Source organism: Pseudomonas corni (assembly GCF_057128765.1).
Genome location: NZ_JBSKHW010000010.1, coordinates 120,058 through 144,356, shown reverse-complemented (window position 1 = coordinate 144,356; position 24,299 = coordinate 120,058). Strand labels below are relative to the sequence as shown.

The following is a 24,299-nucleotide window of genomic DNA, read 5'->3' as shown; positions in this document are numbered from 1 at the left end:
GTGTCGTTTTGGTGCGCCGATGATTGACTGCACGATAACTGGTTAAACCTTGAACAATTTCCGCTATAATCCCGCCCCCTCTTTTTCGACCGGCACCCAGCGCGCTGTTTTCATGAAACTAATCGTTAAAGTTTTCCCAGAGATCACTATCAAAAGCCGGCCGGTGCGAAAGCGCTTCATCAAGCAGCTGGCCAAAAACATCCGCACCGTGCTCCGTGATCTGGACCCGGCGCTGGTGGTCGATGGTGTGTGGGACAACCTGGATGTCGAAACGAAGGTCACTGATCCCAAAGCCCTGCACGATATGACCGAGCGCCTGAGCTGCATGCCGGGCATCACTTATTTCCTGCAGGTCGATCAGTATCCGCTGGGCGACATGGATGACATCTATGAGAAGTGCAAGCTGCACTTCGGTGATGTCCTCGCCGGCAAGATTTTTTCAGTGCGTTGCAAGCGTGCCGGGCATCACGATTTCAGCTCCATGGACGTCGAGAAATACGTCGGCAGTCGGCTGCGCCAGGAGTGCGGGGCTGCCGGTATTTCCCTGAAAGCGCCAGAAATTGAAGTGCGAATGGAAATTCGCGACCAACGGTTATTTGTGATCCACAGCCAGCACGAAGGCTTGGGCGGCTACCCGCTGGGATCGCTGGAGCAGACACTGGTATTGATGTCCGGCGGGTTCGATTCGACCGTTGCGGCCTACCAGATCATGCGTCGCGGTATGATGAGCCACTTCTGCTTCTTCAATCTGGGCGGCAGGGCCCATGAACTGGGCGTTATGGAAGTCGCACATTTCATCTGGAAGAAGTACGGCAGCTCCCAGCGCGTACTGTTTGTCAGCGTTCCCTTCGAGGAAGTTCTGGGAGAAATTCTCGGAAAAGTCGATAACAGTCATATGGGCGTAGTATTGAAGCGTATGATGTTGCGCGCTGCGACGGCTATCGCTGATCGTCTGGAAATCGATGCGCTGGTTACCGGCGAAGCGATTTCCCAGGTGTCGAGCCAGACCCTGCCGAATTTGTCGGTGATCGACCAGGTGACAGAGAAGCTGGTATTGCGCCCGCTCATCGCCAGCCACAAGCAAGACATCATCGATCTGGCAGATCAGATCGGTACTGGCAACTTTGCGCGCCACATGCCCGAGTACTGCGGGGTGATTTCCGTCAACCCAAAGACCGCCGCAAAGCGCAACCGCGTCGAGTACGAAGAACAGCAATTCGACATGGCGATTCTCGAGCGTGCGCTTGAGAACGCCAAGATGGTTCCGGTTGATCGGGTGATCGATGAATTGGGCCAGGGCGTCGAAATCGAAGAAGTCAGTCAGGCGCTGGCAGGCCAGGTCGTTATCGACATCCGTCATCCGGATGAACAGGACGATCGCCCGCTGGAGTTGCCTGGCATTGAAGTACAAGCGCTGCCGTTCTATGCACTGAACAGCCGTTTCAAGGAACTGGATTACACGCGCCAGTACCTGCTTTATTGCGACAAAGGCGTCATGAGTCGCCTGCATGCCCACCATTTGCTCAGTGAGGGGCATGCCAATGTGCGCGTTTATCGACCGAGCTAAGTGCCCGGGGCTGTTTGCCTGTGGCTTGCGTCACCGGCCCCCCGACACCAGTCGTCAAGCCGTAACGGCTTTTGCCGACTCTACTGTTCATAGCTGACCTAAACTGGCCAGCTGACCGAATCCTCTGATCGAGATACACAAGTGATCGAAAATCTACGCAACATCGCCATCATTGCCCACGTTGACCACGGTAAAACTACCCTCGTTGACAAGCTCTTGCGTCAATCCGGCACCCTGGAACGCGGCGAGCTCAACGATGAGCGTGTGATGGACTCCAACGACCAGGAAAAAGAGCGTGGTATCACCATTCTCGCGAAGAACACCGCGATCAACTGGAATGGCTACCACATCAACATCGTGGATACCCCAGGCCACGCCGACTTCGGCGGTGAAGTAGAGCGTGTGATGTCGATGGTCGACTCCGTTCTGCTGCTGGTCGACGCTCAAGACGGCCCTATGCCGCAAACCCGTTTCGTGACCAAGAAGGCTTTCGAAGCCGGCCTGCGTCCAATCGTGGTGATCAACAAGGTTGACCGTCCAGGCGCGCGTCCGGACTGGGTTCTGGACCAGATCTTCGACCTGTTCGACAACCTCGGTGCCACCGAAGAACAGCTGGACTTCAAAGTCGTTTACGCCTCTGCGCTGAACGGTATTGCCGGTCTGGAACACACCGCCATGGCGGAAGACATGACCCCGCTGTACCAGTCGATCGTCGACAACGTACCTGCGCCGAAAGTCGACCGTGAAGGTCCGTTCCAGATGCAAATCTCGGCACTGGACTACAACAGCTTCCTGGGCATCATCGGCGTTGGTCGTATTGCCCGTGGCAAGGTCAAGCCAAACACTCAGGTTGTTGCGATCGACGCTGACGGCAAGCGCCGCAACGGCCGTATCCTGAAGCTGATGGGTCACCACGGCCTGCACCGTGTAGACGTTGAAGAAGCAGCTGCCGGCGACATCGTCTGCATCAGCGGCTTCGATGAGCTGTTCATCTCCGACACCCTGTGCGACCCACAGAACGTTGAAGCGATGAAGCCGCTGACCGTTGACGAACCTACCGTTTCGATGACCTTCCAGGTTAACGATTCGCCATTCTGCGGTCGTGAAGGCAAGTTCGTCACTAGCCGTAACATCAAAGAGCGTCTGGACAAAGAGCTGCTGTACAACGTTGCTCTGCGCGTTGAAGAAGGCGACACCGCCGACAAGTTCAAGGTCTCTGGCCGTGGTGAGCTGCACCTCTCGGTACTGATCGAAACCATGCGTCGCGAAGGCTTCGAAATGGGTGTTGGTCGTCCTGAAGTGATCATCCGCATGGTTGACGGCGTTAAGCACGAACCGTACGAAAACGTCACCATCGACCTGCCGGAAGAATCCCAAGGCTCGATCATGGAACAGATCGGTATCCGTAAGGGCGATCTGACCAACATGGTTCCGGATGGCAAGGGCCGTGTTCGCCTTGAGTACAACATCCCGGCACGTGGCCTGATCGGCTTCCGTAACGAGTTCCTGACCCTGACCTCCGGTGCAGGCATCCTGACCTCGATCTTCGACCGTTACGACGTGATGAAGTCCGGCGACATGTCCGGCCGTCAGAACGGCGTGCTGGTTTCGGTTGCCACCGGTAAGGCTCTGACTTACTCGCTGGAAACCCTGCAAGCTCGCGGCAAACTGTTCCTGGGTCACGGCGAAGACGTGTACGAAGGTCAAATCGTCGGCATCAACAGCCGCGACAACGATCTGGGCGTCAACCCAACCAAGGGCAAGAAGCTCGACAACATGCGTGCTTCCGGTAAAGACGAAACCATCGCTCTGGTTCCGCCTATCCGCTTCACGCTGGAACAAGCACTCGAGTTCGTTCAAGAAGACGAACTGTGCGAAGTGACGCCGAAGTCGATCCGCCTGCGTAAGAAGATTCTTGGCGAAAGCGAGCGTACCCGCGCTGCCAAGAAAAGCGGCAACTGATTAGTTTTTAGTCAGTCGTAAAAAAACGCCCCCGACCGCAAGGTCGGGGGCGTTTTTGTTTGTTCTGTGTGGCTTGATGCTCGGTGATGTGGTGTAGGAGCGCGCTTGCCCGCGATAATGTTATCCGCCGCACCTTCAACATCGCCTGGCACTACGCGGTCGCGGGCAAGCGCGCTCCTACAGCCGGCGTTGCGGCCCTATCAAAACTTCAGCGGCGCACGCCCTGTATTCGAGCCCAACGTCCCGCGATCCTCACGGACAACAGCCTTGGGTACGTAGGCGCAGTAGCCTGGACGCGGCCCGATCTTCGGGTGGTTGCGGCAGGTGTCCGGACGTTTCTCGTAGATCGTGCACAGCCGGCTTTTGCGATCCAGATACAGGCAATCGTTGTTGCTCATGCGCTGCAAGGTAAAAATCCCGGTCTTCTGATTGAAGCGCTCGACGATCCCCTCCTTCTGCAACCGCTTGGCGATGTTCTTCGGATTTTCGCCGATTTCGAACTCGTCAACGATCCCGATCCGGATCAGGTCCTTGATCTTGGTTTCCACAGGCAATGTGCAGCAGCTGGAAATACAGCCTCCGCACATGTGGCTGGAATATTTCGCCCAGGTATCGAGGCGGTCGATTTCTGCGGCGGCGATCAAGGTGGGTTTCATGTGCTTCAGGTTCCGGGTGTATCGGGCGCGCGATGATACCGGGGCCGGGGCGCTAACAGTATCCCCAAATCATCAAAGCGACTGTCGGCAAACCCATAGCGGTATTTTGAAAGATAGGGCGATGACCGTGCTGCGAGGATGAACGCGATTCTGTAGGAGCGAATTTATTCGCGAGAGGCGACACAATCGACACATCTTTATCGCGCCGGAACGGGTGCCTCGCGAATAAATTCGCTCCTACAGAGACGCAGGCATACCCAAGCTGCTCGCCAAACCCTCGATCGCTTCCTGCCGCTCGGCCTGATTGAGTCTGGGATGCGGATTGAGCGACGACCACTGAGGATGCGCACGAGCCTTGCGCAGGTCTTCAGGCAGCTTGCCCTCACGCCAGGCTTTGTCCTGTGGCGCAGTGAGTTTGATGCTGTCCATCGCCGCATGACCACGGACTTCCAGTGCTTGCAGCAACTGCCGCTGACGCAAGGCCAGCAGACGCAACACAGCATCGTCCACCGTCAGCTCGCGCTGGCCCTTGATCTTGCCCAGCAGGCGCCCGCCGTAACTGCGCGCTGTTTGCAAAGCGCCCCCGGCGATAGCACCCACCAGCGCCGCCGCGCCCAAAGTGATCCCGCCAACGAGCAGGTCGACGCCAGCACCAGCGGCAGCCCCTGCGGCAATCCCGCCGCCCACCCGAACACCTAATAATTTCAGGGTTTCTGGATTGAACAAGTCATCGCCCCATCGTCCGTCCAGCAGCGGAAGATCGCTGGCGGCAGCATCCTGAGCGCGGAAGGCGTAGAGATTGAGCAGCGATTCGACGCAGCGTTGCTCGCGCTGTCGGACGGCTTTGCGCAAATCCGTGATGGCCGCTTGTACCTGATCGGAAGTGGTCGCAACGCTGCGACGGCAGGCCGCGCAATCGAGCAATAACTCAGCGATCAACCGCGCAGCGCTATGGCGCCGTGCCTGGCGCTGGGCCTCTTGATCCACAATCAGCCGCTCAAGCTGAGGGCGCGAATTCTCCAGCAACAAGGCCAGGCTTTCATACAGCCGCCGCTCTCCGTCTTCCGGCGGCGCAACGCTGTCGAAACGCACCAGCGCATGCAGCCCCAATCGTGCCAACGCTTCGCGCCAGTCGGGCTCGCGGTGCTGAGCGCTGCTGACGAAATTCAGCACCGGAAGCAGCGGCTTTCCACAGCTTGCCAACACTGCCAGCTCGTCACGGTATTTCGCCAAAACGGGCTCGCGGGCGTCGATTACGTAGAGCCCGGCGTCGGATGCCAGCAGTTGGCGCAGCACCTTGGCCTCTTGCTCAAAACGTTGCCGCGCCTCGCTGCCTTCAAGGAACCGCGTCAGGCGGGCGGGCCCGTCGAGTCTTTCGCCCGGGCGGTCAAGTCGTTCCAGGTAGTCGAGCAGCGCGATGGCGTCTTCCAGACCTGGCGTGTCGTACAGTTCCAGCAGTGCTTCGCCGTCCACCGAAAGCCTTGCACCTTCGACGTGCCGGGTGGTGCTGGGTCGATGAGACACCTCTCCGAATCCAACATCCCGGGTCAGCGTGCGCAGAAGTGAGGTCTTGCCGACGTTGGTATGACCGACGACGGCAAGACGCAGCGCGCGAGGAGGTTTTTTTTCAGTCATGGCCCGTCTCCAGCCAGGTGAACGGCGCGCTGTCGGCCCACTTCACATCCATTTGTTGCAGCGCGGTGTGCCAGTCGCCCAGTCTGTTGGCGTCCAGCGCCTGACCGGTCGGGGCGGGCAACAGCCAGATCCGTGTCGAGCCTGCACAGCGCGCCAACTCGCCGATCAGCGCCAAAGCGCCGCGATCGGGTGAGCGTCTAGGGTCACAAGCGATAGCTAAGCGTGCAGGTGGGAAGCGGGTAAGTTGATCGAGTAATTTTTTGCGCGATTCACGGCTGTCAAGAATGCCTGCATCCGCGACGCTTTTTGGCAGTTTGGGCGGCCACGGTCGCTGGTCGTCCAGTTCTATGGCGACCAGCACGGCGCCTTCACTCTCAAGTGATCCGGTGGCGTGCTCAAACTCATGAAGCTTATCCGGTGCCGCATCGTTGACGCCAAGCCGCTCGCTGCTCGGCATCAGGCGTTCGCGTAACTGGGCGTAGCCCGGCAGGTTCAGGTCTAGCGTCAAGTCGGCCCGGCCTCGTCGCCAGCGCCAGAAGCACAGCAGGGCCAGTAACGATCTGGGTACGATTCCGAACACTACCAAGACCCCGACCAGCCATGCTGCCCAAGCCTGACGGGCGTTCTCGACGATCGAGACACTATCACCGCTGGCGCGGATCATTGAGTCGGTCGGGACGCTAAATCCCAGCAGTGATGGGATTGCGCCGAGTGCCTGAGTGAGCAAGACGAAGGTGTCGCTACCCAGAATAGTGGTTTCCCAGACGAATCCGTATCGTCGGGTCGCCATTAGCATCAGCAGCATCACCAGGGCACTGACCAGTGCCACCGCCCAGATGCTGTGTACCAGCGTGCCAAGCACCCAGCGATTCAGGCGTTTGCGTTGCAGCAGCAACACCAGCGCCGGGGCCAGTTGAACGGCCTGGGCGTCGCGGGCGAGCTTTTCACTCAGCCACAGCCATAAACGCCCGAGACTGGCGGTGCTTTCTCCGGCAAAGGCCAGGCCCAAGGCCCAACTGATCAATAGAATCAGGTTCAGCCCAAGCAGGCTGCCCAACGCCCAGAACACATTCACCGGCGCTTGCCCATCGCCCAACGCCGCAAAGGCCAGGCCGGCACCGCTGATCACAGCGAAGATGGCAAGCACGATCAGCGACAGCCGTGCGCCTTGCTTCCAGTGGTGCAACGCCGCCTGCATGCCATCGCGTTCGGCCAGCCAGCGGGCGCGGTGCGTAATACGAGTCGCCAGATCGCCACCCTCGGCGCGGGCACGGCGGTTGGCTTCAGTATCTTCAAGCGCGCCTGCCTGTTCTTCGCGCAGTCGCACGGCTTCGGTCAGCCACAGATCATCGATGGGGGTCAGAGCAGTCACACGGCGTCTCGTTGGTGGGGTGGGGTGAGCATAACGGTTGGCGGACGATAATCAAAAAGGCCTCCCCTTATAGGACTTCCCATATTCCGGGTTCAGCAAAACCAGCACCTCTGGTAATCTCGCCGCCATGAAAAAATCCCTTACATTCAGTCTGATTGCCGCCCTGGGTCAAAACCGGGTCATCGGCGTCGACAACTCCATGCCTTGGCATTTGCCAGCGGATTTCAAATATTTCAAGGCAACGACTCTGGGCAAGCCCATCATTATGGGCCGCAAAACCTGGGATTCTTTAGGGCGCCCGTTGCCCGGCCGGTTGAACCTTGTTGTCACCCGACAGAAAGATCTGACGCTTGAAGGCGCCGAAGTGTTCACCTCTTTGGCGGATGCCATTGCCCGCGCCGAAGAATGGGCGCAGGAACAGGGCGTTAATGAAGTGATGCTGATCGGCGGCGCACAGCTTTATGCCCACGGATTGCCAAAGGCGGATCGTCTCTACCTGACCCGCGTCGGCCTGAGTCCCCAAGGCGATGCATGGTTTCCCGAGTTTGATGAAACCGAGTGGAAGCTGGTTTCCAATGAAGAACATCCGGCGCTGGATGACAAACCGGCGTACAGCTTTGAGGTTTGGGAGCGCGGTTAAGATCCTTTTCGCGGGCAAGCGCGCTCCTACAAAAGAGCGCGTTGCGGCATGGAATTACGATCAGCGGACGACGCGTCAGTGGTTATGCGCAGTGGGAACGCGGTCGCCTGTAGGAGCGCGCTTGCCCGCGAAGGCTTCGCTGCGGTCGTTCCTGTGTCACAAAAGTGTCGTTTTCGACCATCCTGTCGCGAATCGTTCTCAGGGTGACGCCATCAGAACACGCGCAGTCGCTGACGCACTGAAACAGTAACGGCTTTTTGCTACGGTCCAATCCTTGATCAAAAAAGGGGAGGACACCGTTATGAAGCTCGCACCCAAACTGTTGGCTGCTGCCTTATGTCTGGGCCTGGCAGGCCAGGCATTCGCTACCGAACTAACCCACTGGCCAGCACCCGCCGCCAAGCAGCTCAACGAAATGATCGCCGCGAACGCCAACAAGGGCAATTTCGCGGTGTTCGACATGGACAACACCAGCTACCGCTACGACCTTGAAGAGTCGCTGCTGCCGTTTATGGAAAACAAAGGGCTGATCACCCGTGAATCGCTGGACCCCTCCCTCAAGCTGATCCCGTTCAAGGATACCGCCAGCCATAAGGAAAGCCTGTTCAGCTATTACTACCGCCTCTGCGAAATCGACGACATGGTCTGCTATCCATGGGTTGCGCAGGTGTTTTCAGGCTTCACCCTCAAGCAGCTCAAAGGCTACGTCGACGAGCTGATGGCGTCCGGCAAGCCGATCTCGAGCACCTATTACGACGGCGACGCGGTGAAGACCATCGAGGTCAACCCGCCGAAAATCTTCACCGGCCAGGCCGAGCTGTACAACAAGTTGATGGAGAACGGCATTGAGGTCTACGTGATGACCGCCGCTTCCGAAGAACTGGTGCGCATGGTCGCCTCAGACCCGAAGTACGGCTACAACGTCAAACCGCAGAACGTCATCGGCGTGACTACGTTGTTGAAGAATCTGCAAACCGGCGAGCTGACCACCTCACGCAAGCAGATCACTGCCGGAAAATATGACGAGAAGGCCAACCTCGGCCTGGAGCTGACGCCTTACCTCTGGACCCCCGCAACCTGGATGGCCGGGAAGCACGCGGCGATCCTGACTTATATCGATGAGTGGAAAAAGCCGGTGTTGGTCGGCGGCGACACCCCAACTAGCGACGGTTACATGCTGTTCCATGATGTCGACGTGGCCAAGGGCGGCGTACATTTGTGGATCAACCGCAAAGACAAGTACATGACCCAGCTCAACGGCATGATGGCCAAACATGCTGCGGCGCAGGCCAAGGAAGGGTTACCGGTGACAGCGGACAAGAACTGGGTAATCGTGAAGCCTGAAGACATTCAATAACCACCTCGCACGGCGGCACGGCGATTAGCCGTGCTGCCGTAGCGTCAGGCCCATAACCGTCGATAGACCCCGTCCGCGTCATGGTCATTGGCCTGTTTGGCCGTGTTGAAACGCCGTCCTCCCCTTGGGTCCGTCCCGAATCCTGCGATATACAGCCAATTGCCCTGATTGCTGTAGACGTCGTAATCCACCAGTTGCGCCTCAAACCAGGCAGCCCCCGCACGCCAATCGCATTTAAGGTCATGGATCAGGTAGCTGGCGACGATCTGGCGCATGCGATTGGATAGATAACCCGTGGCCGCCAGTTCGCGCATGCCCGCATCAATCAGAGCCTCCCCGGTTTCGCCACGGCACCAGCGCTCGAACCCCTGCGCGTTGTGATGAGGCAGACCGCTACTGAGCAAACCACTGGCCCGATACAGGCGTCGCCCATATTTGAGATGCAGAAAACGGAAGTAGTCGCGCCACAGTAACTCGAAGAAAATCCAGTACGTACTGTCGTTGGCGCCCTGTGCGGCTTCGAAGCGTTTTAACGCCTGGTCGATCTGTGGGGCTGACAATGCACCCTGCGCCAGCCAAGGGGAGAACTTGGTGGAGTCATCGACCGCGCTCAGGTTGTTGCGCGTGGCCTTGTAGCTGTTCGCCAACTGACGCTCGAAATACTGACGTAAGTGCGCCTGCGCCGCTTGCTCACCACCGCTGAAAGCCGGTGTTTGATAAGCAAATGCAGAGCGCGGATCAAGATCGGGTGGCGCGGGCGAACTAATCGGTCCCCCGATTAGGCCCTGTGGCGGTGCAGGGACCGTTGTCGGCACCGGCACAATCGTGCGGGCCTGGGTGTCTGCTTTCTCGATCAAGCGTCGGAAGCTGCTGAACACATCGGGCAATTGGTCAATGCCCATCGGCAGTGACTCAAGGCTGAAAAGACTCGATTGCCAGTGATCTTCCACGGTTAGCCCGGCTGAGCGCAGCGCGTTGACCTGGGCTTCCTCCTCGGGGGCGGCGATGCGTTCGCAGACAATCTTTTCGGCGCCCACGCGCTTTGCAAGTGCCACTAATTGCTCAACCGCGTCGCCCTGAATCTGCATCAGCGCACTGCCGCGAGCGCTTAATTGATCGGCGAGGGCGTGCACTGACGCGTTTTCAAAATACTTGCGGTGGCTTCCCACCCGCTCAAAACCCCAGGCCGTAGCTGCCTGCGTCGGTGTGCAATACACCGGCAATAAGGTGCAAGCCTGCTCGCACGCAAGCGTGAACGCGGGATTGTCGGCAAGTCGGAGGTCTTGGCGAAACCAGTAGATCAAGGTACTCATGGGCAGCTCTCGTTCATGGCGGTTTTAGCGTCGACAGGTACGCTTAGGACCGATTCCCGCGCCGAGGGTTGCGGCGATTGCGGATGAGTCAGGAGGACTGTGAACCCTGACCGCGCTTTTGTGCCTACAGTCTTGAATGTCATTCACTGCAAGGAGCCGAAATGAACGTGTCGTCCGCGACTTCGCCGCCAACGCTGGTGGGCTTGTTGGGTTATGGCGGTCTTGTGCCCTTTATCGGGCTGGCGCTGGTGATCCCCTTCTCTGATGAGCATGGTGACTTTCTAGGTAGGGCGCTGGTGGCTTACGGCGCAGTCATTCTGAGCTTCGTCGGCGCCTTGCATTGGGGATTCGCCATGACGCTACACGACATGAGCCCGGAACAACGCCGTGCCCGATTCGTCTGGAGCGTTGTGCCAGCGCTTATCGCATGGCCTTCGACATTGTTGCCGGTGCCGTTGGGCTGCGTGCTGCTGATTGCCGGCTTCGCCGCCCACTATTGGCAAGACAGGCACTTGGTGCGCACGCTGCCTCTGCCTGATTGGTACTTGCCGTTACGCATCCAGTTGACGTCCGTTGCGAGCGTTTGCCTGCTGATCGGTGCGATTGCTGTGGCCATTCGCTGACACGTCGCATGATTGCGCGAAGGCTGCGGACAGAAAAACACCCCGACGTGCGGGGTGTTTTTCAAGTCGCTCAAGGTGCTTACGGCACCAGTTTGTCCAGTAGGGCCTTGTCACGTACCGCGCCCTTGTCGGCGCTGGTGGCGAGCAATGCGTAGGCTTTCAGCGCGGTGGTCACTTTGCGCGGACGCGACTCAACCGGCTTCCAGCCTTTCTTCTCCTGCTCGGCGCGACGATCAGCCATTTCTTCATCGCTGATCAACAGGTTGATGCCGCGATTCGGAATGTCGATCAGCACTTTGTCGCCATCGCGAACCAGGCCAATCGCGCCGCCCGCTGCGGCTTCCGGTGAAGCATGGCCGATGGACAGACCCGAAGTACCACCCGAAAAACGTCCGTCGGTGAGCAGTGCACAGTCTTTGCCCAGGCCTTTGGATTTCAGGTACGAGGTCGGGTAAAGCATTTCCTGCATGCCCGGGCCGCCTTTCGGGCCTTCGTAGCGGATGATCACGATGTCGCCGGCTTTCACTTCATCGGCGAGGATGCCGCGAACGGCGCTGTCCTGGCTTTCGAAGATTTTCGCGTTGCCTTCGAACACGTGAATCGACTCATCGACCCCGGCAGTTTTGACCACGCAGCCATCTACCGCGATGTTGCCGTAAAGCACGGCCAGACCGCCTTCTTGCGAATACGCGTGCTCGACGCTGCGGATACAGCCGTTTTCGCGGTCGTCATCCAGTGTCTCCCAACGGGTCGACTGGCTGAACGCAGTTTGCGTCGGAATGCCTGCAGGCCCTGCCTTGAAGAAGTGATGCACCGCTTCGTCGGTGGTCTGGGTGATGTCCCACTTGGCGATGCCTTCAGCCATGGTTTTGCTGTGCACAGTCGGCAGTTCGGTGTGCAGCAGGCCGCCGCGCGCGAGCGAGCCCAGGATGCTGAAGATACCGCCCGCGCGGTGGACGTCTTCCATGTGGTACTTCTGGATGTTCGGCGCGACTTTGCACAGCTGCGGCACCTTACGTGACAGGCGATCGATATCGCGCAGGTCGAAATCGATCTCAGCTTCTTGAGCCGCGGCCAGCAAATGCAGGATGGTGTTGGTCGAACCGCCCATGGCGATGTCCAGCGTCATCGCGTTTTCGAACGCTTTGAAGTTGGCGATGTTGCGCGGCAGCACCGAGTCATCGTTGTCGCGGTAGTAGGTTTTGCACAGATCGACGATGGTGCGGCCCGCTTGCAGGAACAGCTGTTCGCGATCGCTGTGAGTGGCAAGCGTCGAGCCGTTACCTGGCAGCGCAAGACCCAGTGCTTCGGTCAGGCAGTTCATTGAGTTGGCGGTGAACATCCCCGAACACGAACCGCACGTTGGGCATGCGCTGCGCTCGTACTCAGCGACTTTCTCATCGGAGGCCGAGGAGTCGGCGGCAATGACCATGGCGTCAACCAGATCCAGGCCGTGGCTGGCGAGCTTGGTCTTGCCGGCTTCCATCGGTCCGCCCGAAACGAAGATCACCGGGATATTCAGGCGCAACGCCGCCATCAACATGCCAGGGGTGATTTTGTCGCAGTTGGAAATGCAGACGATGGCGTCGGCACAGTGGGCGTTGACCATGTACTCGACCGAGTCAGCGATGATCTCGCGGCTGGGCAGCGAATACAGCATGCCGTCGTGACCCATGGCGATGCCGTCGTCCACGGCGATCGTGTTGAATTCCTTCGCCACGCCGCCTGCGCGTTCGATTTCACGGGCGACCAGTTGACCCAGGTCTTTCAGGTGAACGTGGCCCGGAACGAATTGGGTAAACGAGTTGGCGATGGCGATGATTGGTTTTTTGAAGTCTTCGTCCTTCATGCCCGTGGCGCGCCACAGAGCACGCGCGCCGGCCATATTGCGGCCGTGGGTGGACGTTTTCGAACGGTAATCAGGCATTGGAGCACTCCGGCTAATCGGCTAATCAAGGAAGGGAGTGAGCTTCTAGTGACGTCGCGTGCAAATGGCAGTGACCGGATGCAGCGAAGAAACCGATAGCGTCGCAGGATCGCCGCGCGCTCGGCCTGAGCTCATAAACCCGCCGGGGGATGATGGCGATGAATAGCGCTGATTCTACACCTGTGAGCGGGGGAGGGAATGGTTCAAGCGGTGAGACCAGGTTGTTGGAGCCGGATGGTGGGGTTTTGGCTGCACAGGCGGGCCTTTTCGCGGGCAAGCGCGCTCCTACAGATAGGCATCAATGTTGCGGACCATTGTAGGAGCGCGCTTGCCCGCGATGGCGCATGTTGGGACACATCAGGAATTCCTTCCTCCGCACCCGGTTCTCCGGTGTCCACTAGCCTGAACATCGAACATATCAACGAGGGCAATGGAATGCCGACACCTCAACGCGGTGCTGATTTACGCAACGGCCGATATTCCACGAAAGGACAGATCTACCTGCTGACCTCTGTCGTCAACAACCGTCAGCCGCTGTTTGCCGATTGGCGGGTTGGGCGATTGGTCGTCGATCAATTCCGAAATGCGGAGAAGGAGGGGATGGCAAACACGCTCGCGTGGGTGGTGATGCCCGATCACTTCCATTGGCTGGTGGAATTGCGTGAAGGGAGCTTGGGGTTACTGATGCGTCAAATCAAATCAGGAAGTGCCCTCGCTGTGATGAGAGCCGGGCACACGCCACTTCGCGTTTGGCAGAAGGGGTATCACGACAGGGCTATACGGCGAGAAGAGGATTTACAGAGCGTTGCGCGCTACATCGTAGCCAATCCCCTGAGGGCGGGGTTAGTAAAGCGTATCGGGGATTACCCACTTTGGGATGCAGTGTGGCTTTGAGACCTTTCGCGGGCAAGCGCGCTCCTACAACAGAGCGCGTTGCGGCATGGGATTGCGATCAGCGGGCGACGCGTCGGTGATGGGCCGCGGTGGGAATGCGATCATTGTAGGAGCGCGCTTGCCCGCGATGGCGTCCACTTGAACGCCAAAAAACTTAGCTATTGGGCAACAACCGGCAGGTAATGCTTTTGATGTACCGCGTTTCGGCAATTGCCGGGTGGACTGGGTGATCCGGGCCTTGGCCGCCGCGTTCGAGCAGCTGGATGTTGCGGTCCAGATGGCGGGCGCTGGTGAGGAGGATGTTTTGCAGATCGTCTTCCGGCAAATGCATGGAGCATGATGCGCTGACCAGAATGCCGTCTTTGCTGAGCAGACGCATGGCCTGTTCATTCAGGCGGCGGTAGGCGCCTTCGCCGTTTTTCAGGTCTTTCTTCTTTTTAATGAAAGCAGGCGGATCGGCCACGATCACGTCGAAACGCTCTTCGCTGGCTTTTAGCTCTTTCAGGGCTTCGAACACATCGCCTTCAATGCACGCGACTTTGTCGGTGAAGCCGTTCAGGGCCGCGTTGCGCTCAACGCCATCCAGTGCGAAGGACGAAGCATCAACGCAGGTCACGTCGGCAGCGCCGAACGCAGCAGCTTGTACTCCCCAGCCGCCAATGTAGCTGAACAGATCCAGTACCCGTTTGCCTTTGACGTACGGCGCCAGGCGCGCGCGGTTCATGCGGTGATCATAGAACCAGCCAGTCTTTTGGCCTTCCATGACCGGCGCTTCGAACTTCACGCCGTTTTCTTCCAGCGCAACCCACTCAGGGACCAAACCGAATGCGGTTTCGACGTAACGGGTGAGGCCTTCGGCATCACGTGCAGCCGAGTCATTCTTGAGCAGAATGCCGCTGGGCTTGATCACCTGAATCAACGCCGCGAGCACGTCATCCTTGTGCGCCTCCATGGTCGCGGAAGCCAGTTGCACCACCAGGATGTCGCCGAAACGATCCACTACCAGGCCCGGCAGCAAGTCAGAATCGCCGAATACCAAGCGATAGAAAGGCTTGTCAAACAAACGATCACGCAACGACAGCGCAACGTTGAGACGGTGCACCAGCAACGACTTGTCCAGGGGCAACTTGATGTCACGCGACAGCAAACGGGCGCAAATCAGGTTATTGGGGCTCAGCGCGACGATGCCCAGAGGCTTGCCGCCGGCGGCTTCCAGAATGGCTTGAGCGCCTGGGGCGAAGCCATTGAGGGGGGTGGCAGCAACGTCGATTTCGTTGCTGTAGATCCACAAATGACCGGCGCGCAGGCGACGGTCGGCGTTGGCTTTGAGGCGCAAGCTGGGCAGGGACATGACGTCGCTCCGGAAAAAAGAGCGGGATTATAACGTGTGATCCCGGCGCGGGGCCGCGATTGCTCGAATTAATCGGCTGGCGGTCGGATGCCTGCGTCGACTCAAAGCCAGAAGCCTCAGCGTTGACCTTGGGACGATTGTGGAAGCAGGGCCGGTAAAGGTTAGAATCGCGCCCTGGCCTTGAGTGTGTACCTATGTCCCAAGAGTTAACGTCCGAGCAGATCCAGCAGGTGTTGCAAGGGATCAGCGTGCCGCCCCAACCGCAAATCATGGTGGATTTGCAGATGGAGCAGTACATGCCCGACCCTGATCTGGGAGTCATCGCCCGGTTGATCGCACAAGACCCCGGTCTCTCCGGGGCACTGCTGAAAATCGTCAATTCGGCTCACTACGGCCTGACCAACAAAATTGCCTCCATTCAGCGCGCGGTCAATTTGCTGGGCAGCCGGTCGGTCATCAACCTGATCAACGCCCAGTCGATCAAGGGCGAGATGAGTGACGAAACCATTGTGGTGCTCAGCCGTTTCTGGGACACCGCCCAGGATGTAGCGATGACCAGTCTGACGCTGGCAAAGCGCATCGGCTCGCAGACGGTGGACGAATCCTACGCATTGGGTCTGTTCCACGACTGCGGCATTCCGCTGATGCTCAAGCGCTTTCCGGAGTACATGGACGTGCTGGAAGAGTCGTACGCCAACGCCGGCCCGGAGACTCGGGTAGTCGATACGGAAAACCGCAGGCTGAACACTAATCACGCCGTTGTCGGTTATTTCACAGCCAAATCGTGGCGATTGCCCGAACATGTCACCAACGCCATTGCCAATCATCACAATGCGCTGGCGATCTTTCAGGATGAATCGGGCCGCAATGCACCGCTTAAAAACCTGCTGGGAATTTTGAAGATGGCTGAGCACATTTGCGCCTCCCACCGCGTGCTGGGCAATCAGACCGTCGATCACGAATGGAACAGCATCGGTCCTTTGGTACTCGATTACGTGGGGCTGTCGGATTACGACTTCGAAAACCTCAAGGAAAGTATCCGCGAACTGAGTGCGCACTGATCCTGCGCCCCGCCTTACGCCCTCAACGAGCCGCCCATGCCTGAATTACCTGAAGTCGAAACCACTCGCCGCGGTATTGCCCCTCATCTGGAAGGGCAGCGTGTCAGCCGGGTGATCGTGCGTGATCGCCGTCTGCGCTGGCCGATTCCTGAAGACCTGGACGTACGTTTGTCCGGGCAAAAAATCATGCTGGTCGAGCGTCGAGCCAAGTATTTGCTGATCCAGGCTGAAGTCGGCACGTTGATCAGCCACTTGGGCATGTCCGGCAATCTGCGACTGGTCGAGGCCGGACTGCCGGCGCTCAAGCATGAGCATGTCGATATCGAGCTTGAGTCGGGACTGGCGCTGCGCTACACCGACCCCCGACGTTTCGGCGCTATGTTGTGGAGTCTTGACCCGCACAATCATGAGCTGTTGATTCGCCTGGGGCCTGAGCCGCTGACCGAATTGTTCGACGGGCTGCGGTTGTACGAGTTGTCGCGCGGCCGTTCGATGGCCGTTAAACCGTTCATCATGGACAACGCGGTGGTGGTCGGCGTCGGTAATATTTATGCGACCGAAGCACTGTTCGCGGCGGGGATCGACCCACGTCGTGAAGCGAAGAGCATCTCCAAGGCGCGCTATCTGAAACTGGCCGTTGAGATCAAACGCATTCTTGCCGCCGCCATTGAGCGTGGCGGCACGACCTTGCGCGACTTCATCGGTGGGGACGGTCAGCCGGGGTATTTTCAGCAGGAGCTGTTTGCCTACGGACGCGGCGGGCAACCGTGCAAGGTCTGCGGGACGGAGTTGCGTGAGGTCAAGCTTGGGCAGCGGGCGAGTGTTTTTTGTCCTAAATGCCAGAAGTAGGTATTGCGGCATCTCGTGGGAGCGGACCTGTCCGCGAAGCTTATTTTGAAGGCGCCGGATCGTTATCAGGCGCAAGGGCCTATTCGCGGACAGGTTCGCTCCCACCGAGTACGTCGTTGCTTTAAACGAAGGCGGCCAACGGTCCCCTTGCACAACCCCAATCCCTGTTTATAGTGACACCATCACCCACCGCTGAGCCTGAAGGATCACGCCATGAGCCCGTTTCGTATTCTCGCTGCCAGTCTGGCGCTGTTCCTCGGCTTGCAGATGACCCCTGCATTCGCTCAATCCGAAGCCACCGGCAGCGGTGATCCGGTGTACCAGATTCAAAATCCGCCCGCGTTCGCGATGATGGCCGATCTGGTCATCGCCCGGCCCCTGTTGATCGTCGCCACCGTCGTCGGCGCAGGGTTGTTTGTGATCGCGCTGCCGTTCACTGCCACTGGAGGCGGTATCGGCAGGACTGGCAAGGCGTTGGTGGTCGATCCCGCAAGAGCAGCGTTCGTGCGATGCCTGGGCTGCACCGGTGACAGTTACGGCGAGCAGGAGTGACCTGCACACGTCCTGACTACCCTTTGCGGGACGTCTGGGCGAAACACCATTGAAACCCCTATCCCTCTAGGATCGCTCGCGGCCTCCGTTCTGGCATTGTTCTTGTTCCAGAACAGCACCTGTTGATTGCCATATGGCCGCTTGATCTCCTTGAGTCGGTAGCCGCGTTCCTGCAAGTCCGCCAACTCCTGGACAGTAAACGCGGCCGGCTCATATTCCAGAACATCCGGCAGGTATTGATGGTGATAGCGGGGGACCGCCGCCCAGCTCGCCACCGGCTGCTCATCCAGATATTGCAGCATCGACAGCAACACCGCGCTGGGGATTCGGCTGCCTCCCGGGGTGCCAAACGCGGCAAACCCACGCGGGCTCTCGATGAAGCTCGGACTCATGCTCGACAGCGGCCGTTTGCCAGGCAGAATTGAATTGGCATGGCTCCCGCTGACCGCCGAACCATTGCCGGAATCCGGATTGGCCGCAAAGTCATCCATTTCATCGTTCAGCACCACGCCCGTGCCCGGCACGGTGAACGCCGAACCGAACGGCAGATTCACCGACAGCGTGGCCGCAACGGCATTGCCATCGCGATCCAGCACTGCGAAATGGGTGGTGTTATCGCCTTCACGCCAGCGTGGAGCCGGCGGCAACGTGTTGTTGGGTGTCGCCACGTGCGGATCGATGCTGGTGACCAGTTGCATCAGGTAATCGGGGGCCAGCACTTGCGCCAGCGGGTTGGGCACGAAGTCCGGATCGCCAAACAGCATTCGATCCCTGTAGGCGCGGCGCAGCACCTCAATCACGTAATGCGCTCGCTGCACTTTCTGCGATTCGCGCCAGGGCAGTTGCTGCAGCATGAACAGGCTCTGCGCCAGCGCAATACCGCCAGCGGAGGGCGGCGGAGCTGTGATCAGTTCACGTTGATCGGCCATCACAAAGCGCAACGGCTGGCGGGTAACGACCTCGTATTGCTCGAAGTCATGAAAGCCCCAAATACCGCCTGCGGCACGTACGCTGTTGATCATGGCTTGCGCCGTGAGACCGCCGTAAAAGCCGTCGCGACCCTTGTCGGCCAGGCGGTCCAGCGTTGCCGCCAGTTCAGGCTGTTTGATGATCTCGCCCAGAGCGGGCACGTTATTGCCGCGCAGAAACAACCGAGCGCTTTCCGGATGGGTGCGTAACGCAAACAGCCGCCAGCTGGCGCGCTCCCGGTAAATGTCATCCACGGCAAAGCCTTCATAGGCGATGCGAATGGCGGGGGCCAGGGAAACGTTCAGTGGCAACTTGCCGTAATGCTCTGCCAATTCGACCAAGGCTGCCGGTAACCCCGGAATTGCCGCGGCCAGCGGTCCATTGAGCGACAGATCAGGCTGCACGATGCCGTTGCGTCGATACATGGTCTGCGTGGCTTTGAGCGGGGCTTTTTCTCGCGCATCGAGAAAGTGATATTGCGTGGGTTCACCGGCCTGGCGCAGCAGGAAGAACCCGCCGCCGCCCAGGCCGGAGGCATAGGGCTCGACGACCGCCAGTACTGCACTGATGGCGACGGCTGCGTCGAAGGCGTTGCCGCCCGCAATCATCACTTCCCGACCGGCGGCAGTCGCCTGAGGGTGTGCGGTGGCAATGGAGGCTTGATCAGGATGGTCGGGGCTGGCCTGGGCCAGCAATGCGCACATCAGCAACAGTGCGCCGGTAAACGAAGAAATCTGCTTGAGGTTCAGCGTCATGCGTCTCTCGCTTAATTCGAAAATGGCAGTGATGCCAGTGTCTTCGGCGAAAGCGCGGATGCCGACGGGGGACCTTCAGTCAAACCTTCTTTGTAATGATCTCGTATTTGGTCATCAGTTCTTCTTTGCTCTCCACGTGGTTTTCATCCAGTGGAATGCAATCGACAGGACAGACCTGCTGACACTGTGGCTCGTCGTAGTGGCCGACGCATTCGGTACACAGGTTCGGATTGATCACGTAGATCTCCTCACCTTGAGAAATTGCTTCGTTCGGGCACTCGGGTTCGCAGACGTCGCAATTGATGCAATCGTCGGTGATGATCAGGGACATGGATACTCCAGCCACGGTCGACGCCGAGGCATATGAAAACTAATGCAGCGAATTGTGCCGTATTAGTGTTCCAGATGCACCCAGGCGTCGACGCAATACCTTCAGCGTTTGAATTTCTCGCTCAAAGCCTGCTTCACGGCCGGATGTACGAATTTGCTGATATCACCGCCCAACGCTGCGATTTCTCTGACCAGCGTAGATGAAATGAACGAATAGCGTTCAGACGGCGTAAGAAAAAGACTTTCGACGTCCGGTGCCAACTGGCGGTTCATGTTCGCGAGCTGGAATTCGTATTCGAAATCTGACACTGCCCGCAGGCCGCGCAGCAGTACGTTGGCGTTTTGCTCCTTGGCAAAATGCGCGAGCAATGTGGAAAAGCCCATCACCTCTACATTGGGCAAGTGCTTGGTGACTTCGCGCGCCAGCTCCACGCGCTCTTCCAGTGAAAACAGGGGGCTTTTCTTCGGGCTGGCAGCCACGGCAATGACCACTTGATCGAAAAGGCGCGAGGCGCGTTCGACCAGATCGCCGTGGCCCTTGGTGATCGGGTCGAAGGTGCCTGGATACAAAACTCGGTTCATCGCGTCGTCCTGGTCGGAGTCCGTTGGGGATTGGGATGGTAGCGCAGCCGCTTCGGTCGGGAAAGCCGGAGCATCAGGCCTCAAGCCGTCCGGCCAATGCCGCTGACAGCTGCGCCGTCAGCCCGTACACCGATAATTGCGGATTGGCGCCGATGCTGGTGGGGAACAGCGAGCCGTCGTGAATGGACAGATTTTCCAGTTGGTGATGGCGACCCAGGCTGTCTACAACCGCAAGGCTTGGGTCTTCGCCCATCGCGCATCCGCCCATGACATGAGCGCTGCCCAACCTTGTTCGGAAAATCTCCATCCTCAGCCCATCGATCAAGGCGCGCGATTGGGCCAACGTTGTCACATAGCGCGCATCGCCATGCAGCGGCATGACTTTCTTTGCGCCACCGGCAAACTGAATTTCGGCCATGCTGTGAAATGCCCGATGCAGACCATCCCAGGCGTAGGACGACACCTGATAATCCAGCACGGGTGTGCTGTCGCCGCGCAGATGTACTTCACCGCCCACGCTGTCGGGATGAAAGCCATCGCGCATCAGTGCCAGCATCATCTGCGTATGAGGCAGCTGCGCCATGCGTTCAGCGTTCTCCTGGCCGAAGCCGCCCAGCAGCGTACTGGCCAGAGCGGGTTGCAACGGCGGAACCTCCAGCTTGTACGCCATTGGCCCGGTGGTGCCATCGATCCATTGGAAATGATCGGAATATATCGACTGTGGCGCGCCGTAGAACGGATTGATCACCTCATCAAATTGCGCCGCCGAAAAACTCGTCAGGTGCAAAAACGTGCGCTTGCCTAAGCGCTGATTAGGGTCTGGCGCCTTGGAACGCATCAATAGCGCAGGGGTGTTGATCCCTCCGCCGGACAACACCGTGTGTCGGGCCTTGATGTTGATTTTTCGACCGGTTGGCGCCACACACCGCTCGTCCATCGCCACACACTCCACGCCCAGCACCTTGCCGTCCTTGAGGATCAGTCGCTCGGCTCGCGCCAGATACAGCAGCTCTCCGTGGTTTTCCAGGGTGGCGGGAATCGTCGTCACCAGCATCGACTGCTTGGCATTGGTCGGACAGCCCATGCCGCAATAACCCAGATTCCAGCATCCGCGCACGTTGCGCGGGATCACGCTCCAGCTGTATCCCAACAGCTCGCAGCCTTTGCGCACGGCATCGTTGTTGGCATTCGGTGGCATGAGCCAGGGCGCAATGCCCAAGCGTTTTTCCATCTTGTTGAACCACGGCGCCATCTCGGCCGGGCTGTGACCTTTGACGGCATAAACGTCGGCCCAGTGCATCAGCGTCTGCGCAGGGGTGCGAAAGCTCGACGTCCAGTTGATCAACGTCGTCCCGCCCACCGCCCGGCCCTGCAAGATAGTGATTGCGCCGTCTTTGCTCATCCGGCCGATACCCTCTTGGTACAGGCTGGCGTAGGCCTGGTCTTCGAGCATCTTGAAATCGGTGCTGGTCTTGAGCGGCCCTTCTTCGACGATCAGGACTCTGAGCCCGGCGGCGCTGAGGATTTCTGCGGTGGTGCCGCCGCCCGCGCCGCTGCCGATGATCACGACGTCGGCCTCCAGGGTGAGGTCCTGATCAAGCCTTGAGCCGTCGTAGGTTTTCCAGCCGCGGGCCAGGCCTTCACGGAATATATCGGGAACAGGCATAACACCTCGTTGCTCGTTATTGTTTTTCAAGCACGTTCAGACTTTCGGCGGGCCGGGGTATTGGCACTGCGTCCAGGACTCGGCGCGGCTGTACCAGGCCATCATCACCAGTTGCAGCAGTGCGTTGTGGCCCATGCGCAACAGGTCCAGCGAGCTGTTTTCCCAGCGGTGCAGGAAGTGACGGATGTCTGCGGCATCGGCGGTTTTCCAGCTGCCCCAAATCCCGGTCAACGGCCCTCGGGTGATCGTCATTGCCAGTACGTCGAACAGTTGCTGGGTCAGTTTGAGCATTTCTGGGGACAAGTGGGCAAGGGTGTAATCGGCACTGTGCAGTGTTGCGTCGGTTGCTGTCTCTGGCGACGATCCCGACAAACTGCCGTCCAGCATCACCGGGATCAGCGCTCGTAGAAAGGACAAATCACTGTCACGCAGCACGCTGAAACCGTTAGCCGCGGTGCCGCTGGAACATCCGCTCAGGCTTGCCGTCACGCCAGCGGTGGTGAGGAATGCGCTGGCGCAGAAGCCGATTTTCAGTACCTCCCGGCGTGACATGCCTGGGGTTTGGAGCAGTGGGTCGATCATCGCTTTTATCTTTATTATTATTGCCAAACTTATTGTAGGAGCGCGCTTGCCCGCGATTGGGGGTGTACATCCAACTCCAATCTGCCAGGCCTGACGCTTTCGCGGGCAAGCGCGCTCCTACACATGTGCCGATGCGTCATCGGATAAACAATCGGTAAATCATCTTCTGAATCGCCTTCCCATACGGCGGATAAATCAGCCGGGCGGCGTTGAAACGTTGTTTGGTGAACACGCCTTTGGCTTTGCTGAACGTCAGAAAACCCTCATGACCATGATAGTGGCCCATGCCGGAAGCGCCGATTCCGCCGAAGGGCAAGTCATCCTGTGCGACGTGCAGCAAAGTGTCATTTATACAAACTCCGCCGGAATGCGTTTGTTCCAGCACGCGCTGTTGCTGGGCTTTGTTGTAGCCAAAGTAGTACAGCGCCAATGGGCGAGGGCGTTGATTGATGTAGTCAAATGCTTGTTCGATGCGGTCATACGGCACGATGGGCAGGAGCGGGCCGAATATCTCGTCCTGCATCACGGTCATGTCGTCGTTGACGTTAAGCAACAGGCTGAACGGCATGCGACGACCTTGGCCATTAGCAAACAGCGAAATGACCTTCGCGCCTTTGCTGCGAGCATCGACGAGATAGCTTTCAAGCCTGGCAACCTGTCTGGGATTGATGATAGCGGTGTAGTCCGGGTTGTCCGCAAGCGTCGGATAAAACCTCAACACTGCCTGTTTGTAGGCCTCGACGAATCCATCCACCCGATCTGTGGGTACCAGCACGTAATCCGGGGCCACACAGGTTTGCCCTGCGTTCAGCGTCTTGCCGAAGGCGATACGCTCGGCAGCGTCCTCGAGCGGAACATCATGGGAGACGATTGCGGGCGATTTTCCACCCAGCTCCAGCGTGACCGGCGTTAGATTCTCGGCCGCAGCACGCATCACATGCCGCCCAATGCTGGTGGCGCCGGTGAACAATAAGTGATCAAACGGCAGTTTCGAAAACGCGATGCCGACCTCCGCTTCTCCCAGAACCACACTGACCAGGTCCTGCGGGAAGACCTTAGCCAATAATCGCTTGAGCGCTTCTCCCGTTGCCGGCGTTGACTCGCTCAACTTGAGCATCACCCGGTTGCCCGCCGCCAACGCGCCTACCAGCGGGCCGATTGCCAGAAACAGCGGGTAATTCCACGGCACGATGACCCCCACCACGCCGACAGGCTGATACATGACCTTTGCCGACGCTGGCTGAAACGCCAGACCCACCTTGCGCCGCGATGGCTTCATCCATTTTTTCAAATGGCAGCTGGCGTAATGGATGTTGTGCAAGCTGGGCATGAGCTCGGCGAGCAGGGTTTCATCGGGGCTTCGGTGGCTGAAGTCAGCGCTGATGGCGTCGATCAACGCCTGCCTTTCTTCACTGAGCAGCGTACGAAGCGTCTTCAACCACTGCAATCGTTGTGCTGCAACCGGCATTGGATTGGCCGAAAACGCTTGGCGTTGCTTGGCAAATACCTGTTCGAGCGTGTGCATATGAGGTTCTTGCGGCGCTCGGGCTTGCAAGCGTGCGGACTCGGCAGGCATCTTGGCGGTTCCTTTTTGAGTTGTAGGCCTTTTCTAGAGTCAGTGCTCTATAAAGTCAATGTCCTACGCTACCCGAAGAC

The 24,299-nt window shown here is 58.7% G+C and carries 21 protein-coding genes; 9 read left to right on the top strand and 12 right to left on the bottom strand.

The window, feature by feature from the left end:
- Positions 1-112: 112 nt before the first annotated feature.
- A complete protein-coding gene (gene thiI / locus ACWKV9_RS16765; RefSeq protein ID WP_483837249.1) occupies positions 113-1,567 on the top strand; it encodes a tRNA uracil 4-sulfurtransferase ThiI in 1,455 nt (484 codons plus the stop codon).
- A 141-nt stretch (positions 1,568-1,708) separates the two neighbouring features.
- Complete coding sequence (gene typA, locus ACWKV9_RS16760; protein ID WP_483837248.1) at positions 1,709-3,529, top strand: translational GTPase TypA; 1,821 nt, start codon at positions 1,709-1,711, stop codon at positions 3,527-3,529.
- A 200-nt stretch (positions 3,530-3,729) separates the two neighbouring features.
- Here typA and ACWKV9_RS16755 read toward each other — a convergent pair whose 3' ends face one another.
- The 3 genes from ACWKV9_RS16755 to ACWKV9_RS16745 all read right to left on the bottom strand — a co-directional run bounded on the left by ACWKV9_RS16755 (position 3,730) and on the right by ACWKV9_RS16745 (position 7,192).
- Entirely contained in the window at positions 3,730-4,185 is a 456-nt protein-coding gene (locus tag ACWKV9_RS16755) for a YkgJ family cysteine cluster protein (protein WP_483837247.1), read from the bottom strand.
- A gap of 237 nt (positions 4,186-4,422) precedes the next feature.
- The gene (locus ACWKV9_RS16750) at positions 4,423-5,820 is read right to left on the bottom strand and encodes a GTPase/DUF3482 domain-containing protein (protein WP_483837246.1); all 1,398 of its coding nucleotides are present in this window, start codon (positions 5,818-5,820) and stop codon (positions 4,423-4,425) included.
- Entirely contained in the window at positions 5,813-7,192 is a 1,380-nt protein-coding gene (locus tag ACWKV9_RS16745) for a DUF2868 domain-containing protein (protein WP_483837245.1), read from the bottom strand. The genes ACWKV9_RS16750 and ACWKV9_RS16745 overlap by 8 nt, the downstream gene beginning before the upstream one ends.
- 127 nt (positions 7,193-7,319) lie before the next feature.
- Here ACWKV9_RS16745 and ACWKV9_RS16740 point away from each other — a divergent pair, with 127 nt between their 5' ends.
- Together ACWKV9_RS16740 and ACWKV9_RS16735 are read left to right on the top strand one after the other, a co-directional pair.
- On the top strand, positions 7,320-7,832 hold the full coding sequence (locus tag ACWKV9_RS16740; RefSeq protein ID WP_483837244.1) for a dihydrofolate reductase: 513 nt from the start codon (positions 7,320-7,322) through the stop codon (positions 7,830-7,832).
- Between the two features lie 301 nt (positions 7,833-8,133).
- Entirely contained in the window at positions 8,134-9,189 is a 1,056-nt protein-coding gene (locus ACWKV9_RS16735; protein WP_483837243.1) for an HAD family hydrolase, read from the top strand.
- A 44-nt stretch (positions 9,190-9,233) separates the two neighbouring features.
- Here the strand turns inward: ACWKV9_RS16735 and ACWKV9_RS16730 are convergent, their stop codons facing one another.
- Positions 9,234-10,502, bottom strand: coding sequence for a DASH family cryptochrome (locus ACWKV9_RS16730; RefSeq protein ID WP_483837242.1), 1,269 nt, complete (start codon positions 10,500-10,502; stop codon positions 9,234-9,236).
- A gap of 161 nt (positions 10,503-10,663) precedes the next feature.
- Here ACWKV9_RS16730 and ACWKV9_RS16725 point away from each other — a divergent pair, with 161 nt between their 5' ends.
- Positions 10,664-11,125: a DUF3429 domain-containing protein gene (locus tag ACWKV9_RS16725; protein WP_483837241.1), complete on the top strand. Its 462-nt coding sequence runs from the start codon at positions 10,664-10,666 to the stop codon at positions 11,123-11,125.
- Between the two features lie 79 nt (positions 11,126-11,204).
- Here ACWKV9_RS16725 and ilvD read toward each other — a convergent pair whose 3' ends face one another.
- A complete protein-coding gene (ilvD, locus tag ACWKV9_RS16720) occupies positions 11,205-13,052 on the bottom strand; it encodes a dihydroxy-acid dehydratase (protein ID WP_483837240.1) in 1,848 nt (615 codons plus the stop codon).
- Positions 13,053-13,487: 435 nt separating this feature from the next.
- Here ilvD and ACWKV9_RS16715 point away from each other — a divergent pair, with 435 nt between their 5' ends.
- Positions 13,488-13,946: an REP-associated tyrosine transposase gene (locus ACWKV9_RS16715; RefSeq protein WP_483837330.1), complete on the top strand. Its 459-nt coding sequence runs from the start codon at positions 13,488-13,490 to the stop codon at positions 13,944-13,946.
- Positions 13,947-14,100: 154 nt separating this feature from the next.
- Here ACWKV9_RS16715 and ACWKV9_RS16710 read toward each other — a convergent pair whose 3' ends face one another.
- Entirely contained in the window at positions 14,101-15,297 is a 1,197-nt protein-coding gene (locus ACWKV9_RS16710) for a class I SAM-dependent rRNA methyltransferase (protein ID WP_483837239.1), read from the bottom strand.
- 248 nt (positions 15,298-15,545) lie between these two features.
- Between ACWKV9_RS16710 and ACWKV9_RS16705 the strand changes: the two genes are divergently transcribed.
- From ACWKV9_RS16705 to ACWKV9_RS16695, 3 genes are all read left to right on the top strand, one after another.
- Positions 15,546-16,358, top strand: coding sequence for an HDOD domain-containing protein (locus ACWKV9_RS16705; RefSeq protein WP_483837329.1), 813 nt, complete (start codon positions 15,546-15,548; stop codon positions 16,356-16,358).
- A 36-nt stretch (positions 16,359-16,394) separates the two neighbouring features.
- Positions 16,395-17,207 carry a bifunctional DNA-formamidopyrimidine glycosylase/DNA-(apurinic or apyrimidinic site) lyase gene (mutM, locus tag ACWKV9_RS16700; protein ID WP_483837238.1) on the top strand — a complete coding sequence of 271 codons (813 nt, stop codon included), beginning with the start codon at positions 16,395-16,397 and terminating at the stop codon, positions 17,205-17,207.
- A gap of 213 nt (positions 17,208-17,420) precedes the next feature.
- Positions 17,421-17,759: a multidrug transporter gene (locus ACWKV9_RS16695; RefSeq protein ID WP_483837237.1), complete on the top strand. Its 339-nt coding sequence runs from the start codon at positions 17,421-17,423 to the stop codon at positions 17,757-17,759.
- Here ACWKV9_RS16695 and ggt read toward each other — a convergent pair.
- The 6 genes from ggt to ACWKV9_RS16665 form a co-directional block, all read right to left on the bottom strand.
- A complete protein-coding gene (gene ggt / locus ACWKV9_RS16690) occupies positions 17,741-19,483 on the bottom strand; it encodes a gamma-glutamyltransferase (RefSeq protein ID WP_483837236.1) in 1,743 nt (580 codons plus the stop codon). The two genes, ACWKV9_RS16695 and ggt, sit on opposite strands and share 19 nt — an antisense overlap.
- Before the next feature lie 79 nt (positions 19,484-19,562).
- Positions 19,563-19,814: a YfhL family 4Fe-4S dicluster ferredoxin gene (locus tag ACWKV9_RS16685; RefSeq protein WP_483837235.1), complete on the bottom strand. Its 252-nt coding sequence runs from the start codon at positions 19,812-19,814 to the stop codon at positions 19,563-19,565.
- A gap of 101 nt (positions 19,815-19,915) precedes the next feature.
- On the bottom strand, positions 19,916-20,395 hold the full coding sequence (coaD, locus tag ACWKV9_RS16680; protein ID WP_483837234.1) for a pantetheine-phosphate adenylyltransferase: 480 nt from the start codon (positions 20,393-20,395) through the stop codon (positions 19,916-19,918).
- Between the two features lie 73 nt (positions 20,396-20,468).
- On the bottom strand, positions 20,469-22,061 hold the full coding sequence (locus tag ACWKV9_RS16675) for a GMC family oxidoreductase (protein ID WP_483837233.1): 1,593 nt from the start codon (positions 22,059-22,061) through the stop codon (positions 20,469-20,471).
- A 36-nt stretch (positions 22,062-22,097) separates the two neighbouring features.
- Positions 22,098-22,643: a twin-arginine translocation pathway signal protein gene (locus tag ACWKV9_RS16670; RefSeq protein ID WP_483837232.1), complete on the bottom strand. Its 546-nt coding sequence runs from the start codon at positions 22,641-22,643 to the stop codon at positions 22,098-22,100.
- Between the two features lie 136 nt (positions 22,644-22,779).
- The gene (locus ACWKV9_RS16665; protein ID WP_483837231.1) at positions 22,780-24,219 is read right to left on the bottom strand and encodes a coniferyl aldehyde dehydrogenase; all 1,440 of its coding nucleotides are present in this window, start codon (positions 24,217-24,219) and stop codon (positions 22,780-22,782) included.
- Between the last annotated feature and the right edge of the window lie 80 nt (positions 24,220-24,299).